General features: G+C 57.0%; 11 protein-coding genes. 5 read left to right on the top strand and 6 right to left on the bottom strand.

From position 1 onward, the window contains the following. Positions 1-29 precede the first annotated feature (29 nt). Together BUQ90_RS15775 and BUQ90_RS15770 are read left to right on the top strand one after the other, a co-directional pair. On the top strand, positions 30-236 hold the full coding sequence (locus BUQ90_RS15775) for a DUF2093 domain-containing protein (protein ID WP_074206068.1): 207 nt from the start codon (positions 30-32) through the stop codon (positions 234-236). A 23-nt stretch (positions 237-259) separates the two neighbouring features. Beyond that, a complete protein-coding gene (locus tag BUQ90_RS15770; RefSeq protein WP_143182891.1) occupies positions 260-1,165 on the top strand; it encodes a M23 family metallopeptidase in 906 nt (301 codons plus the stop codon). A 21-nt stretch (positions 1,166-1,186) separates the two neighbouring features. Here the strand turns inward: BUQ90_RS15770 and BUQ90_RS15765 are convergent, their stop codons facing one another. Further along, positions 1,187-1,693 (bottom strand): hypothetical protein, encoded by a 507-nt coding sequence (locus BUQ90_RS15765; RefSeq protein ID WP_143182890.1) that lies wholly within the window; start codon positions 1,691-1,693, stop codon positions 1,187-1,189. Between the two features lie 385 nt (positions 1,694-2,078). Between BUQ90_RS15765 and BUQ90_RS15760 the strand changes: the two genes are divergently transcribed. Next, on the top strand, positions 2,079-5,063 hold the full coding sequence (locus BUQ90_RS15760; protein ID WP_074206066.1) for a TonB-dependent receptor domain-containing protein: 2,985 nt from the start codon (positions 2,079-2,081) through the stop codon (positions 5,061-5,063). A gap of 112 nt (positions 5,064-5,175) precedes the next feature. On the opposite strand, the gene BUQ90_RS15755 is transcribed toward BUQ90_RS15760, so the two are convergent. The 4 genes from BUQ90_RS15755 to BUQ90_RS15740 form a co-directional block, all read right to left on the bottom strand. Further along, entirely contained in the window at positions 5,176-5,913 is a 738-nt protein-coding gene (locus BUQ90_RS15755) for a 2OG-Fe(II) oxygenase (protein WP_074206065.1), read from the bottom strand. A 32-nt stretch (positions 5,914-5,945) separates the two neighbouring features. Continuing rightward, positions 5,946-7,073, bottom strand: coding sequence for a membrane dipeptidase (locus tag BUQ90_RS15750; RefSeq protein ID WP_084192740.1), 1,128 nt, complete (start codon positions 7,071-7,073; stop codon positions 5,946-5,948). A gap of 30 nt (positions 7,074-7,103) precedes the next feature. Further along, complete coding sequence (clpB, locus tag BUQ90_RS15745) at positions 7,104-9,683, bottom strand: ATP-dependent chaperone ClpB (protein WP_074206064.1); 2,580 nt, start codon at positions 9,681-9,683, stop codon at positions 7,104-7,106. 92 nt (positions 9,684-9,775) lie between these two features. Further along, positions 9,776-11,353 (bottom strand): leucyl aminopeptidase, encoded by a 1,578-nt coding sequence (locus BUQ90_RS15740; RefSeq protein ID WP_074206063.1) that lies wholly within the window; start codon positions 11,351-11,353, stop codon positions 9,776-9,778. A gap of 102 nt (positions 11,354-11,455) precedes the next feature. Here BUQ90_RS15740 and BUQ90_RS15735 point away from each other — a divergent pair, with 102 nt between their 5' ends. Beyond that, on the top strand, positions 11,456-13,690 hold the full coding sequence (locus BUQ90_RS15735) for an acylase (RefSeq protein WP_074206062.1): 2,235 nt from the start codon (positions 11,456-11,458) through the stop codon (positions 13,688-13,690). A gap of 33 nt (positions 13,691-13,723) precedes the next feature. Here the strand turns inward: BUQ90_RS15735 and BUQ90_RS15730 are convergent, their stop codons facing one another. Next, positions 13,724-14,401, bottom strand: coding sequence for a nitroreductase (locus BUQ90_RS15730; protein WP_074206061.1), 678 nt, complete (start codon positions 14,399-14,401; stop codon positions 13,724-13,726). A 154-nt stretch (positions 14,402-14,555) separates the two neighbouring features. Between BUQ90_RS15730 and BUQ90_RS15725 the strand changes: the two genes are divergently transcribed. Next, positions 14,556-16,730: a putative bifunctional diguanylate cyclase/phosphodiesterase gene (locus BUQ90_RS15725; protein ID WP_074206060.1), complete on the top strand. Its 2,175-nt coding sequence runs from the start codon at positions 14,556-14,558 to the stop codon at positions 16,728-16,730. The last annotated feature ends 2 nt before the right edge of the window (positions 16,731-16,732 follow it).

Below are 16,732 nucleotides of genomic sequence, written 5' to 3'. Positions count from 1 at the left end.
TAAATGGGAAATGAGGTAAAGTTACTGCCATGTTGATGTCCAATCGCAACAAGACAGCGAAACTCCACTACATGCCGAACGGATTTCGCATGCTGTCTTCCGGTGACCATGTATTTTGTGCGGTTTCCGGGGAACGGGTGGCACTTGACGACCTGCGCTACTGGAGCGTGGAAAAGCAGGAACCCTATGCGACAGCGCAGATTTCGGCACAGGCACATGTGCGAGGGACAGGCTGAACAGACGGAGTAGAGTGAGGGGCATGCGTAAAACAGTATTTGTGGGAATTGTGATCGGAGCCGCCATGCTCGGCGCTCCTGCTGCGGCAGATCTGGATGCAAACGGATCGGGTGCCACAGCTTCGGAATCGTCAGACTCAGCGGCTGTGGAAGCCTCAGCCTTCCGCCAGGCGACGCGATTTGGTTTTTCCGGTCAGGCCATCCAGGGCGGTGTGATGCTCGGCGATGCCCCTGAGGGCACGCGCAGTCTGACCCTGGACGGGCAACCGGTGAAATTTGACGCGGATGGCAAATTTATCATCGCCTTCAACCGCGATGCCGGGCAGTCTTCCCAGCTGGTGGCGACTCTCGATAGTGGCGAAACCGTGCGCAAGTTTTTCAGCGTTGCGCCGCGCAAATGGAAAATAGAGCATGTCGCTCTCAATCGCCGGGGCCGGACAGCGAGCGCCGCCTTCATGAAGCGCCGTGCTCCGGAGCTGGCGCAAATTGGCGCGGCGCGGGCGGCAAATTCGTCCAGCGAAGGCTGGCGTCAGACTTTTATCTGGCCGGCCAAGGGTCGCATTTCAGGGATGTTTGGCAATCAGCGCATCTATAACGGGACTCCCGGAAGCTATCATAGCGGTATTGATATCGCGGCGAAAACAGGCACATATTATGTCGCGCCCGCTGATGGTGTCGTGACCCTGGCGACAAACCGGCCCTTTTCGCTGGAGGGGAATCTCCTGATCATCGACCATGGCATGGGCCTGAACAGCGCCTTTTTGCACAGTTCGGAAATCCTGGTGAAGACCGGCCAGGTGGTCAAGCGCGGTGAACCTATTGGCCGCATCGGTGCCACCGGCAGCGCAACCGGCCCCCACCTGCACTGGTCAATGAAATGGAACAAGGCCCGGATTGACCCGATTCTGCTTACCGGACCGATGAACTGACCGGGACTTTCGACGGCGGTTTTACCGGACCCGCCGCACCCGGATCGCACGACCGCCTTTAATGTTCGCCTTGTAACTGCCAAGGCTGGCACGTTTGATGATGATCTCGTCCCCGGATCGAGCGCGCACGCTGTACCGCGACTTTTCGGTCTGCTCCCAGACAGCATCGCCTTCTTCAATGGTGATGATGTAGAGTCCGCGGTAATTTTGCCGAACCGACTTGATCTTGGTGGTCAGCTCCTTGAACTCTTCCTTTTCATCCTTGTCATCGTCCCCTCCACCGAACAGCTTGATCTTGGGAAGCGAGAAGCCGAACAGGCCGCGACGGGCTTTTTTGATCTGTTCCCGATCGGCGACAACCACCTGCTTGCTGGCCTGTGCAGATTCAAGGGCCGCAACTTTTTCATCATAGCAGGCCAGTCTGGCCGTCGGGTCGGAAACATCCTTGCAATCAATCACCGCCTGGAAAATCGCCGGCGGTGCGTCATCTTCCTTGTCATCCCTGGCGAGCGCGGGCGTAGCAATCATGCAACTGACAGCGAACAGAGCTGTAGAAAGGGCTGCTGGGAACTTCTGAACGGATTTGCGCACCATGATATTACCTCACTCAAATGGTCGTCACGGTACATGCGCAGCACCGTAACCTGATCAAACTGTTGTTCCAGCTGGTAAACCGACAAGTGACGATGCACAACCGAAATCCCGTGCTGACCGACTGTGGCAAAATAGTTACAATAGTCACAAAAACCGCTCTTTTTCCCTAGCTGACGCTTTACAGCCAACAACCCATGTTGCATCCGGGCGCTAACTCGGGAGACGAATCCGTGCGTTTGGGGCGTATGGGTGTCTCTCGAACCACAACCGGGGGCGTCCAATGGTGGCCGACCTCTCCAGAATAAGGGACTGGATTAACATGAAAAAATTTACAAGCTTGAAGGCGACTGTGGCTCCTGTAGCTCTTGGCCTTGCCATGCTTTCGACGCCTGCATATGCGCAGGATCAGGAAGAGGCAGCTGAAGAAGATCAGGGACTGATCGTCGTCACGGGTTCGCGTATCGCGTCTCCGACGGTGACCTCTTCGGCTCCGCTGCAGATTCTCGACGATGTCGCAATTGACGACGCTGGTGTTACCAACGTTCAGGAGCTTCTGCTGGAAAATCCGGCATTTGGTACTCCGGCTCTCAGCCGTACCAACTCGGCCTTCCTGACCTCCGGTACCGGTGTTGCAACGGTTGACCTTCGTGACCTCGGTTCAGCCCGTACGCTGGTTCTCATCAACGGCCGCCGCGTAATCGGTGGTGTTGCCGGTACCCCCAATGTCGACTTGAACATCATCCCGACGCAGTTCCTGCAGCAGGTTGACGTTCTGACCGGTGGTGCTTCGTCACTCTACGGTTCTGACGCTGTCGCCGGTGTTGTGAACTTTGTTTACAAGCGCGATTTTGAAGGCATCGAAGCCAATGGCCAGATCGGACAGACCGAGCAGGGTGACGATCTTCGCTACCAGGCAAACCTGACGGTTGGCACGAACGTCGCTGACGGCCGTGGCAACATCATGGTGCACTTCGGTTATTCCAACGAAGAAGGCGTATTGTCGCGTGAACGTGCAAACACCTTCACCGATGATTTTGACGGATTTCGGGTCACCGGCAATGTCGAAGACTTTGGTGATTCACGTGGGCCATTCTTCTCCAGCGGTTCGCCTCAGGGCCGTTTTGACGTAAATGGTACGCCTACAACCGCGGATGACTTTACATTTGATCCGGTGACGGGCGCTATCAGGCAAGGCTTCTTTACCAACGGCCCGGCCGGTGATGGCGTTAATGCCGATGGCTTTAACCGTCAGTTTTTCCGGACCATTGCTGTTCCGGTCGAACGTTATTTGTTCGCGACTGCAGGTACATATGAAGTCACCGACAATATTAACGTGTTCTTCGAAGGTACGTACAGCAAAACCAAGTCTTCGCGTATCATTGAACCGTTCTTCCTTTCTTCCGGTGATATTTTCCCGGCGAACGGCGGACGTGTTCCTCTTGAAACCGACGTTAACGGTACTCTGATCGTTAACCCGCTCGTGCCGCAGGAAGTTGTCGATGCTTCGCAGGATGTCGACGGTGACGGACTGCGCGACTATGGCTTCATTCGCCGTATCGTGGAATTCGGACCGCGTCAGGGTAGCACGACACGTGACGTTTATCGCTTTGTTGTCGGTCTCGACGGTACACTGTTTGACGACAAGTTTACCTGGGACATCAGCTATAACTATGGTTCGAATACGGAAAACCAGTTCTCGTCCGGTCAGATCAACGTTCTGAACGCCAGAAATGCTCTTGCGGCAATTCCTGACGCGAACGATGTTGACGGCGACGGCGACACCACGGAAGCTATCTGTGCCGATGCAGAAGCTCGGGCACAGGGCTGTGTTCCGCTGAACTTCTTCGGTGCTGGCTCGATCTCTCCGGGTGCTCTGGCATATGCCAACGGCGAATCCAGCTTCCAGGTCGATCAGACCCAGCAGGTTATCTCGGCAAACATTTCCGGTTCGCTGTTTGACCTTCCGGGTGGAGCAGCTGGTATCGCTGCCGGTGTGGAATATCGTCGTGAAAACAGCATTACCGAGCTTGACGCTCTGACCAATGCTGGTCTGAATGCCGGTAACGCCATTCCCGACCGTCGCGGTAACTTCAACGTCATTGAAGGCTATGTCGAAGTCAAACTGCCGATCCTCTCGGATCAGCCGTTCTTCGAACTGCTCGAAGTTGGCGGTGCGGTCCGTGTTGCCGATTACTCGACTGCAGGAACCGTCGTCAGCTACAACGGTCAGGTCACCTGGCAGCCGATTGATGACATCCGTCTCCGCGGTACATACTCCCGCTCTGTTCGTGCACCGAACATCGGCGAGCTGTTCAGCGGCCTGAGCGAGACCTTCCCGTCTGGTCTGACCGATCCCTGTGCGGGAATCGGGCCTACCGGTGGCGGAACCGCTGGTGACGTCTGTCGTCGTGACGCTGGTGTCAACGCGAATATCGCGGCTAACGGCACCTTTACGCTGACGCAGCCCGACATCCAGGGTATCGGTGGCTTCAACGGTGGTAACCCCAACCTGTTTGAAGAAACTGCAGACAGCTACACGATTGGTGCGGTCATCAACCCGCGCTCGATCGACGCTCTGCGTAACCTGACCATCACGGTTGACTATTATAACATCGAAGTTGAAGACGTGATTGCTGCACCACCGCGTGCCTTCACACTCGACCAGTGTTACAATCAGGACAACCCGACCTTCTGTCAGCTGATTATTCGGCGCCAGCAGGGCGATGCTCAGAACAGTGCCGGTTCCATCGAGTTCATCAACGCAACGCAGATCAACGGCGCTGTGCTGAAGACCGACGGTATCGACGTGACCGCAACCTATCGCACCAATCTGGACGCCCTCGGTATCGAGGACGCTTCGGTCAGTGCACGGATTGCGTACACACACGTGTTCAACAACGACTTTGCTCCTTCGACAACCGCACCGTTTGACCCGTCCGCCGGGGAAATCGGAACGGCTGAAGACAAGTTCACGGCTAACCTGAACTTTGAAAAGGGACCACTGCGCTGGAACTGGACGGGTACGTTCATCAGCAAGTCGTTCGAAGACGATCAGTTCTGTCAGGCATTTGGGCTGGACGCCGAGTGTATCAGTGTACCGGCTGAATTCTATCTCGATACGCAGATCAACTATGCTGTATCGGATGAGTTCGAGTTCTACTTCGGTGTGAACAACCTGCTCGACAACGATGCGCCGAACATTCTGTCCGGCACCTCGTTCAACGTGACGGGTACCGATACCGCTGCAGACGTATATGACGTCTTCGGTCGTAGCTATTACACCGGCGTCCGGATGCGCTTCTAATCGCAACCGACCACTGGTGAAAAAGAAGGCGGGCTCTCGGGCCCGCCTTTTTTATTTGTCTGCGTAACGATGGGACAGCGGCCGAAACTGTCTTCAGCTGAAGACCATTGCCTCAGGGGTCCATCGCCCAGCCGGTGATGGAAAAGCGTCCGACGGGGGCAGATGGCGCAACCAGGGATACCGAATGGCGCTGTGGAACGCGGAACAGGTTCAGGCTGTTGAATACCGGTTTAAGGCCCAGGCTGACATTGCCTTCTTCGTCGAAAAAATTCAGAAAACCACCCCATTCCGATTTCCAGTCGGGAATGGTCAGGTGCAGCACATAGGCGACCCGGCGCGGTTCCATTGAATGGCTGTCATCATGTTCGGACAGGAAATTGCCGGGTTCATAGCTGGTCGCCTGAGCAGAGGCGCGAATGATCGTATCTATTCCCGTGACATCCCGGATCAGGTCGAGAAAAGGCGGGCTGTTAAGGTGCTCCAGCATCTTGTCCAGCGGGTGACCCGGATCCCATTTGTTGAGATAGGCCTCCAGCATGGGATACTGCCGATAGAGAAAACCATATTCACCAGAACCGATGGCCGCATGGGCTTGTTCAGACAGACTCTGCAATTCTGACGGTTGCATGGATGACAGGTCTTCAAACCGGTAGTTTTTCGGATCTGATGGTGCCGCCCGCCAGGCGAGTCCCCAATTGATCTGCGATGCGAATATCTCCCGCAGGCCTTCGGCGCTTGCTGGTTCTAGGACATCTCTGATTTGCAAGCGATGATCCTGAATGAACCGCTTTTGCAAGGCGGCGCGGTCCAGCGCCGGATTAATCTCGAACTGCACGTTGTTCTGATCCATAAGCTTTCATTGACGACCGGTTGATCCGTTCGTCAACCCAAAACGTCGGTCAGCACCCTCTGCCAGTTGCCGCCCATGATCCTGGCTATATCGGATTGCCCAAAGCCATCATCGACCAGCGCTTTCCTGATCGTGGCCATGCGTGCGAGATTGTTGAGCTCTGGGATGACAACATGTTCGGGATCTTTCTCATATCCGGGAATGCCGAGCTTGCGCATCGCTCGCCACCAGCCCAGATATTGTTTTACGCCTTCCCGGTTGTCGTTATCGAGCTTGCGCAAATGCTGCTGACCGGACATCGGGAAGTCATTGGCGATCGCCACGGCATCAATGCCGCCGACGTTCACGACATGCCGGATATGGGCGATCAGGTGACTGATATCCGGAACCGGCTCATTGGTCAGCCAGAAGCTCATCATGAAAATGCCGATGACGCCGCCGCGAGATGCGATCGCCCGGATACCTTCGTCGGTAATGCAGCGCGGATGATCGACAATCGCCCGGCACGCGCCGTGGGAATAAATGATGGGCGACTGGCTGGCTTCGGCTGTTTCGAGAATGGTGGGGACCGAGCCATGGGCAACATCGGGGAGCAGACCCACTCTGTTCATCTCCGCCAGTCCCGCCCTGCCAAGTTCGGTCAGACCGCTATGTTCGGTCTCGATTGCGCCGCCCGCGAACAGATTATTGTTGTGATGCGTCAACTGGAGCGCGCGCAAGCCCTTTTTGTGGAAATAGGAAATCCGCCGCAGATCATCGCCGATCGTTTCGCAGGATTGAAACTGCAAAAAGGCGGCGCAGCCCGGTTTGCTGCCGATGTCGCTTCCACGCCTGGCGACAAATATTGCATCGCTTCCTGCAATGCGTTCCAAAGCCTTGTCCAGCGCTTCGTCATTGACGCCGAAATTGCGCTGGTAACGCGGTGTACCGTCAGGATCGCGGACCTCCTCCACTTTGGAGACATCGCAAATCATGGCGGTCAGCCCGGCCTGCCGGATCTCCTCCAGATTGTCCGGCAGGAAACTGAGTCCGTCAATAACGGGAGCAGGCTTGTCGGGTGTAGAAGCAGCCAGGGATGTGCGGCCAGTACAGCCGACCAGGGCGGTGGCAGCAGAGGCAGCAAGGAATGTTCGGCGGGTAAAGGGCGGAGATTTGATCATGCAGCGATTATGACCAGCTCCGCCCGTTTGTCATGCTGTTTTTATATCCAGCGCCCCGTCACCTTCATCAATCCTGACGATTGTGTCATCGGGAATATCCCCGCGCAAGATGCTGTCGGCCAGCGGATCCTGCAGATATTTCTGGATGGCGCGTTTGAGCGGCCTCGCGCCATAGACAGGGTCATAACCGACACGGCCCAGCCAGCGCTTGGCGGCATCGGTAAGTTCCAGAACGATCTTGCGATCCTTGAGCAGCTTCTGCACCCGGCCGACCTGGATTTCGACGATCGGCGCCATATGCTCTTCCGCCAGCCGGTGGAACAGGATGATCTCGTCCAGCCGGTTGAGAAACTCCGGCCGGAAATGAGCGCGGACCACATCCATCACCTGTGGCTCGACATCCTTGACCTTCTGACCCTCTTCCAGATTGGCCATGAACTGGCTGCCAAGATTGGAGGTGAGGATGATCAGTGTATTGGAGAAATCGACGCGTCGGCCCTGTCCATCGGTGAGATGTCCGTCATCAAGCACCTGAAGCAGGACATTGAAAACATCGCCATGCGCCTTTTCCACTTCATCAAAAAGGATGACCTGATAGGGACGACGACGAACCGCTTCGGTTAAAACACCACCTTCATCATAACCAACATAGCCTGGTGGTGCACCGATCAGGCGGGCGACACTGTGCTTTTCCATGAATTCGGACATGTCGATACGGACCATTGCCTGGTCGTCGTCGAACAGGAATCCTGCGAGCGCCTTGGTCAGTTCCGTCTTGCCGACACCGGTCGGTCCGAGGAAAAGAAAACTGCCCAGCGGACGGTTGGGATCCTGCAGCCCCGCGCGGGAGCGCCGGACGGCAGCAGACACGGCCTCGATGGCATCTTTCTGTCCGATCACCCGTTTGCTGATCAATTCTTCCATGGCGAGCAGCTTCTCGCGTTCGCCTTCGAGCATCTTGTCGACAGGAATACCGGTCCAGCGCGAAACCACGGAGGCAATGTCTTCGCTGACCACTTCCTCCCGCAACATCGCGCCTTCGGTCGCATCAGCGGCCGTTTCCAGCTTCTTTTCGAGATCGGGAATCTTGCCGTAGCTCAGTTCGCCAGCCTTTGCGAGGTCACCGGCACGTTCCGCCTGCTCCAGCTCCAGCCGGGCGGCGTCAAGCTCTTCCTTGAGATGGGCTTCAGCGTGAATCTTGTCCTTTTCCCCCTGCCAGCGGGTGGTCAGTTCGGTCGACTCTTGCTCCAGATCGGCCAGTTCTTTCTCTAGCGCTTCCAGCCGGCTTTTCGATGCGTCGTCATTTTCTTTCGACAGAGCCTCGCGTTCGATTTTCAGCTGGATGATCCGCCGGTCAAGCGTCTCGATTTCTTCCGGTTTGGATTCCACTTCCATCCGGATCCGGGACGCGGCCTCGTCCATCAGGTCGATGGCCTTGTCCGGCAGAAAACGGTCGCTGATATAGCGATGTGACAGGGTCGCAGCGCTGACCAGCGCCCCGTCGGTGATGCGGACGCCATGGTGCAATTCGTATTTTTCCTTGAGCCCGCGCAGGATCGAGATCGTGTCTTCCACAGTGGGTTCACCGATCACTACCGGCTGGAACCGGCGCTGCAGGGCAGGGTCCTTCTCGACATGTTTCTGATATTCATCGAGCGTTGTGGCACCGATACAATGCAGTTCGCCGCGCGCCAGCGCAGGTTTCAGCAGATTGCTCGCATCCATTGCGCCTTCCGATGCTCCGGCCCCGATCAGGGTATGCATTTCGTCGATGAACAAAATGATCTCGCCATCGGCTCCGCGCACTTCGTCGAGCACGCCTTTCAGCCGTTCCTCAAATTCACCGCGATATTTCGCGCCGGCGATGAGAGAGCCCATGTCGAGCGCCATCAGGCGACGGTCTTTCAGGCTGTCCGGAACATCCCCATTGGCGATGCGCAAGGCCATGCCTTCCGCGATCGCGGTCTTGCCGACACCGGGTTCGCCGATCAGGACGGGATTGTTTTTGGTGCGCCGGGCCAGGATCTGGATGGTCCGCCGAATTTCCTCGTCGCGTCCGATCACCGGATCCAGTTTGCCATCCCGCGCTGCTTCGGTCAGATCGCGGGCGAATTTCTTCATCGCCTCATAACGGTCTTCGGCAGACGCCGTGTCCGCTGTCCGCCCGCCGCGCAGATCGTTGATTGCGCTGTTCAAGGCTTCAGCCGTCACCCCGGCTTCGGCAAGCGCTTTGCCGGCTTCGGTGTCTTTGGACAGCACCAGCGCCAGCAACAGCCGTTCAACGGTTACAAAACTGTCGCCGGCCTTTTCGGAAATCTGTTCCGCCTGGTCGAGTACTCTTACGGCATCATTGTTGAGGCCCGGAGTCTGCTGGGCACCGCCACCGGAAACCGCAGGAATTTTTGCCAGGGCGCCATCAACGGCAACATGTGCCTGCTTCGCATTTCCGCCGGCCTTGGCAATCAGCCCGGAGGCCATGCCCTGATCATCTTCCAGCAGGGCTTTCAACAGATGCACGGCGGCAATCTGCTGGTGATTCATTCGTATTGCGACAGTTTGTGCGCTCTGCAGGAAGCCCTTGGCGCGATCTGTAAATTTCTCGAGATTCATCGTCCCGTTCCCTCGTCTGTAGTTCTCAGCCGATATGGTGTGACGAATTTACAACACAAGGGATGGATGCAAATTATTGTCTTCGCGCGCAATTATTCTCGCCAGTCCCGTGCCAGCTGGTCGAGCAAGCGGACTCCAAAGCCCGAGGCGCCTTTCGGAGTCAGGGGACGGGCGGAATCGAGCCAGTCGACCCCGGCGATGTCGAGATGGGCCCAGGGCAGGTCGCTGTCGACAAAATAGCCGATGAAATGTGCTCCGGCGCTGGCACCGGGCGCATCGATATTGGAATTTTTGACATCGGCAATGTCCGATTTCAGCGCCTTGGCATAGGCCGGGTGCAGCGGCAGTCGCCAGAGATTCTCACCGCTTGCCTCTGCCGCATCGAGCAGCTTGCCGGCAATTGCGTCTTCCCGGGCAAACAGCCCGGCATATTGCGGCCCAAGCGCCCGCCCCACTGAACCGGTCAGTGTCGCGATATCGACCAGGGCATATGGATCATATTTGTCGGCGACATATTGCACCGCATCGGCCAGCACCAGTCGCCCCTCGGCATCGGTACTGCGGATTTCAATGGTCTTTCCGCCATAGGTGCGCACGACATCTCCGGGACGCTGGGCATTGGCGCCGGGCATATTCTCGGCCAGCGCCGCCACCGCGACAATATGCACGGGCGCACGGCTCTTGGCGAGCGACAGGGTCGCTCCCATAACGGCTGCGGCACCGGTCATGTCGGCCTTCATCCCCCACATGCCGCTATTGGGTTTGATGGAAATGCCGCCGGTATCAAAGGTGATCCCTTTGCCTGCGAGAGCCAGTGGCGGACCGCTCGCGCCGCGATAGGTCACAACCATCATTCGCGACCCGCGCGGGCTGCCCTGACCCACACCAACAATTGCGCCCATATTGAGCTGGCGCATCTGCGCTTCGTCGAGAACTTCGACGCGGACATTGGGCACGCCGGCCAAAGCCGCGCGCGTCCTATCGACAAAGCTCTCCGGATAGATGGTGTTGGCGGGTTCACTTTGCAGGTCGCGAGCAAAGCGTACGCCCTCGGCAAGGTGTTGGTGGCGGTTGGTCCAGAGCATTTGTGCCGCGTTCGCGGCAGCGCCTGCAATGGTGACTTGCTGGCTGGCCGGGGCCTTTTCGACATCATGTTTGTAGCGGTCGAACCGGTACTGGCCGAGCGCCAGTCCGAGGGCTGCACTCGCCATGGCTTCGGCATCGGGTGCCCCGATCATTGCCAGCTCGGTTTCCTCGGCCATCAGTTTCTGGATGGCGCCACCGGCTGCCGCGCGCCAGTCGGCATTCTCTCCCTCTGCTTTTGCCGCCCCGACAATCATGATCAGCGGTCGGCCACCGATGCCACGCAATTTGAGGTGCTGACCCGCTTTCCCCTGGAAATCGGCAGCGGCAATCGCCGCTTCCACGGCGCCGCGATCCGCGCCGGAAAGCGCCGGAGTCTCGGGCAAGGCGGCACTTTGGGTCAGGATGATCAGGCCGGCATTTTCGGGAGCCTGTGCGGCAAATGCAATTGGGCGCTCCTGACTGTTTGCCGTGGTACTTGCCGGTACGCCGGAACCGATCACACTCTGCGCGTGAACCGGGGAGGCGAGGGCCAGCAGGGGCAGGAGAGCGGTAAGGGCGAGACGGTGGTTTTTTGCTCCAGGCATGAATGATCCTTTTGGGTTGAGGGTATCCGGTTGACCAATGTTGTAACTTTGCGCAAGAGCGAGCAAGAGGCAATCCACCGTTTGTCTCGATAGAAAAGATGGATGCGTCCGAAAGGACCGCATTCGGGGAAGGATTATCGCGTGAAACTTCTGAAACGGCTTGGCCTGACCTTGTTGTTGCTGTCGGCTGTCATTCTGGTCGGACTGATGATCTGGGAGCCGCTGACGTCGGAAGGCGTCGAACCCCCACCCGAGCGGTCCTATGAAGCGCGGATTGTCCGCGATGAATTCGGGGTCCCGCACATTTTTGGAAAGACCGATGCCGATGTCGCCTATGGCGTGGCCTATGCCCATGCCGAAGACGACTTTGCGACATTGCAGGAAGTTTCCGCCATGTCGCGCGGCCGCCTTGCCACACTCAATGGCGCCGACGGGGCCGCGATCGACTATGTTGCGGCCCTGCTCGATGTTGCCGGGACGGTGGCGCGCAAATATGACGACTTGCCCGAAGATGTACGGCTCTTGCTGGACGGTTATGCATCGGGCCTCAACGCCTATGCCGAGGAACATCCGGATGAAGTGGAATTGTCCAACCTGTTTCCGGTTAACGGCAAGGATATCGCCAGGGGATTCGTTCTGCGGTCACCCTTCTTTTTTGGCCTGAACGGCCCGATCCAGGCGCTTGTGGAAAACAAGGATCTGCCGCGGGAAGGCGGTCCGGTTCTGGCTGGGCCAATTGAAGAGAAATCCATCCATCCGCTGAGCGACGACAAGGTGATTACTCCCGTTGGGCCGGACCCGGATGAAAACGGATCCAATGCCTATGCGGTTGCGCCGGAGCGGTCTTCCGACAACAGGACGCGCCTGATCTCGAATTCCCACCAGCCGCTGCGCGGCAATGTCGCCTGGTACGAACTTGTTGTGCACAGCGAGGAAGGCTGGGATTTCGCCGGAGCCAATTTTCCGGGATCACCGTTCCCCTTCCTCGGACACAACAAATATCTCGGCTGGACCAACACGGTCAACCGGCCCGACCTGATCGATATTTACAAGCTGATCGTCAACCAGACCCGCAGCCAGTATCAGTTTGACGGGGCCTGGGAGCCGCTCCAGAAAAAGCGGGTTTGGCTGAAAATCAAATTCGGTCCACTGGTCATCCCCTATCCCCAGACAGTGTATCGCTCGATCCACGGCCCGGTCATTCTCAATGACAGCGGAGCCTTTGCAATTCGATATGCCGGGATGGACCAGCTCGACATGCTCACCCAGTATTTCCGGATCAACAAGGCGCGCAATTTTGAGGAATGGCAGGCCGCAATGGCGGGTCAGGGGGTTCCGGCCACCAATTTTGTCTATGCCGATGCAAAGGGAAATATTGGCCTTTTCTACAATGCCATGTTCCCGGATCGCGCGCCGGGATTTGACTGGCGGACGGTGCTTCCCGGAGATACGTCCAAAGCCGTATGGCAGCAGACGCTGCCATTTTCCCGCGTTCCCGCGCTGATCAATCCGGATTCCGGATATGTCATGAATGCCAATAATACGCCATATACGGCGGCCGGGCCCGGCGACGAGCTCAGTCCTGACAATTATTCGCCGCTCATGGGGATCGAGAATGACGAGACCAACCGTTCGCTGCGGTCGATTGTCCTGTTCGAGGAAGCCATCGCCAATAGCGGCAAAATAGGCGAAGCAGAAATCCGCCGGATCAAATATGACACAGGTTATGAACAGGCAGGTTACGCGAAAGACTGGATGGACCGTATCGCCGCGCTTGAGCTGGACCAAGACAGCGACCTGCAGAAAGCGCAAGCATTGCTCGCCAGTTGGGACTGGGATCTGGACGGGGAAGGAGCTGCAGACGCGCTGGCGCTGATGGTGTTGCGCCCCGCGAACAAGGCCCATTACCAGCGCGGCGAAATTCCCGATGCCAGGGAGATTTTGCAGGAGACTGTCGATCATCTGAACCAATATTTCGACCGGATCGATCCGCCGATGAAAGAAGTGCTGCGCTTGCGTCAGGGTGAGGTCGATCTGCCGCTCGACGGGGGCAATGACACGATCCGGGCATCCACCCTTTGGGATGTGGATGACGATGGCCGCCTTTCGGTTCGGCATGGCGACAGTTTCATCATGTTCGTCGAATGGGACACGGACGGCAAAGTGAACTCGCGATCCATTCAGCCTTTTGGCGCTGCGACCACTCGCCCCGACAGTCCGCATTATACGGATCAGATGCAGCTATTCGTCGATCACAAGCTCAAGCCGGTGCACTTTGACCCGGAAGATCTCGAACAGCACAAGGCCAGCGAGAAGGTTGTGGGAACGGCAAGATAGAGTCGGTTGTTGATCGCTTTTTTTGCGGTTAATCTAGCCGTCGAAGCCGACAAACACCGAGGCATCGGCAATCGATTTCCGAGTCGATACGACACTGTTCGCCGGGAAGCTTTCGTCGGGCCATCCCAGCGCGATGCTCTTCATGATCACCTGATCTTCGGCAATCCCGGCATGCTCGCGCACCACTGGCGATTGCATGATGCCCTGGCTGTTGATGACCGTACCAAGCCCGCGCGACCAGGCGGCATTGACCAGCGCCGTGGCAACCGCACCACAATCAAACGGCGTGTCATCGCTGCCATCCAGGACGCGGTCATAGGTGATGATTACGCAGACCGGCGCATCGAACTGGCGAAATCCGCGCATCACCCAGTCCTGCCGCGCTTCCTTGTCATCCCGCGCGATGTCCATCGCCGAGAATAGCTGCTTGGCTACACCAATCTGCCGGTCGCGATGCTGGCCTGTAAAGGCTTCTCCCGTGCGAAATTCCCGAGATTGCGGGACGCCGGCCAACATACGTTCGGTATTGCCCGCCCGGATTTTCTCCAGCGGTTCGCCGGTGATGACATAGAAACTCCAAGGCTGTGTATTCATCGATGACGGCGCGCGCATGGCGAGCCCGATAATTTCCTCGATCAGTTCCCGGGGCACGGGATCGGGTTTGTATCCGCGAATGCTTCGGCGACCGAGGATGACTTCATCAAATTGCATACATGGCTCCGTTTGGCTGAACCCCGGTTCGCTAGCGCACAAGACGCCGAATGGAAACCTCGATGTTGGATCCATTTTCCCGGAATTGGAGGCACTTAGGGAATATTTACACATTGTCGTTATCCGGGGTGCAGGCAAGTTGTTGATCAGTACAATGAAACAAAGTCATGACCAGTTCGATATGTCTCAGGCCGAAGGCCTGAATACAGACCAGGCGGAGAGCCTGTTCTCGCGTATTGGCCAGAGCTTTCGCAAAAACGTTCAGGGCGAACGAACCGACACCCCTTCCATCAATGCCGAAGAGGCGCGAAGGCTGGTTGACTGCTTCGAAGAGGCCAACCTCGGCTGGTTTTGGTCAACCGATCGGCGCGGGAAGCTGTCTTACATTTCGGCCAATACCGCTGCGGCAATCGGAAAGGAGGCCGGTGCCCTGATCGGGTCAGACTTTGCCGACCTTTTTGATTCGGAGGAGCAGGAAGCCGAGCAGAATCGCTCGCTACGTTTTATTCTGACCAAGCACCGAAAATTCAGCGATATTCCTTTCAAGAGCGCGGGCAAGGAAGAAGATATCTGGTGGGATCTGACGGGGATTCCCCAATTTGACCAGGGTGGAGAATTTGACGGATTTGTTGGCATTGGAAAAAATGTCACGGAGCGGATCGACGCCGAACAGGAAGAGAGCCGCCTGGCGCATTATGATTCGCTGACCGGCCTCGCAAATCGTGCCCTGATGTCCAAAAAACTGGAATCGACATTATCAGCGTTCAAGCAACAAAAACGCGCCTGCACACTGATGCAGATCGATCTCGACCGGTTCAAGCTTATCAACGACACGCTCGGCCATCCGGCGGGAGATGCGCTGCTGAAAAATGTTGCAGAACGGCTGATGAGGCTACTTTCCGGTCGCGGGGAAGTTGCACGAATCGGTGGCGACGAATTCCAGGTTTTGTTGCCTGACTGGGACGATCGCGGAGAATTGAGCGACCTTGCCGATGCCATAATTTCGAGTCTGTCCCAGCCTTATACCATTGAAGGCAGCCGCTGTGTGATCGGTGCTTCGGTTGGCATTGCGATAAGCCCGTTTGACGGACGGACGCCAGAAGATCTGATCAGAAGCGCCGATATGTCACTTTATGCGGCAAAAGGGGCTGGTCGGGGGCGATTTAGCTTCTTTTCCGAAAAGCTTCTCGAAGCTGTGAACGAGCGAAAAATCCTCGAAGACGATCTTCGGGACGCCCTGGACAGAAACGAAATCGAACTGCACTACCAGCCACTGGTCAAGTCAACCACGGACAAAGTATCATGCTTTGAGGCGTTGATGCGATGGAACCACCATGAACGCGGTCCGATATCGCCCGGGATATTTGTTCCGATTGCGGAAGAAACCAAACTTGTTCTGGAACTCGGTACCTGGGCAATACGGCAGGCCTGCCATGATGCCATGTCATGGCCAGGCAAGGTACGCGTGGCGGTCAACGTGTCTCCCATCCAGTTTGCGGATCCCAACCTTCCCGAAATCGTCAAGCAAGCGCTAAAATCCTCAGGATTGCATCCGGACCGACTGGAACTGGAGATCACTGAAAGCGTATTTCTCGAAGAAACCACTGAAACCGAAGAAATGTTCGCCAGTCTCAAGCGCCTGGGCGTACGACTGGCACTGGACGACTTTGGTACCGGATATTCGTCGCTGAGCTATCTGCAAAACGCGCCGTTCGACAAAATAAAGATCGATCAGAGTTTTGTTCGCGGCTCGAACAAGCCCGGCTCCAGGAACGGAGCCATTATCGCAGCGATAGTTGCGCTCGCCGAAGCGCTCAAGATGGACACTACTGCCGAAGGCATTGAGGCCCATGATGAACTTGACTGGATCAAGAGCCTCAATGTCAGTCAGATCCAGGGTTATATCTACAGCAAGCCGATCATTCAGGACGAGGTATTGGGCCATTTCGGATCCGGGGAATGGAAGATTGAACCAGAAGGACCAGCCCTCCAGCGGGATGACCGGATGAGCATTTTCCGGAAGGTCAGGATTGTTTTCGGCGACAGTTACGAGGCGGCAGTTCTGCGTAACCTGTCCAAAAGCGGTGCTTTGATCGAAGGATTAATCTGCCTGCCCAAGGGGACCAAGCTTGTTGTCGATCTGGGGGACGGACAATTGGCCGTGGCCACGGTCCGTCGTTCGAACGAAAGCCAGATGGGCGTCGAGTTTGAGGAGCGGCTGATAAATGACGGCTTCGGCGGTCTGTGTACCCGTCGACGCGTCTCGCCTTATCTGATTGCTGCTGCCGGATTGCCGGATTCGAAGCAATTGCAGCAGGGTCTGTCCTGACG

Source organism: Parasphingorhabdus marina DSM 22363, from assembly GCF_900128895.1.
GTDB lineage: Bacteria > Pseudomonadota > Alphaproteobacteria > Sphingomonadales > Sphingomonadaceae > Parasphingorhabdus > Parasphingorhabdus marina.
The sequence above is the reverse complement of the archived record's forward strand: the minus strand, read 5'-3'. Positions and strand labels throughout refer to the sequence as shown.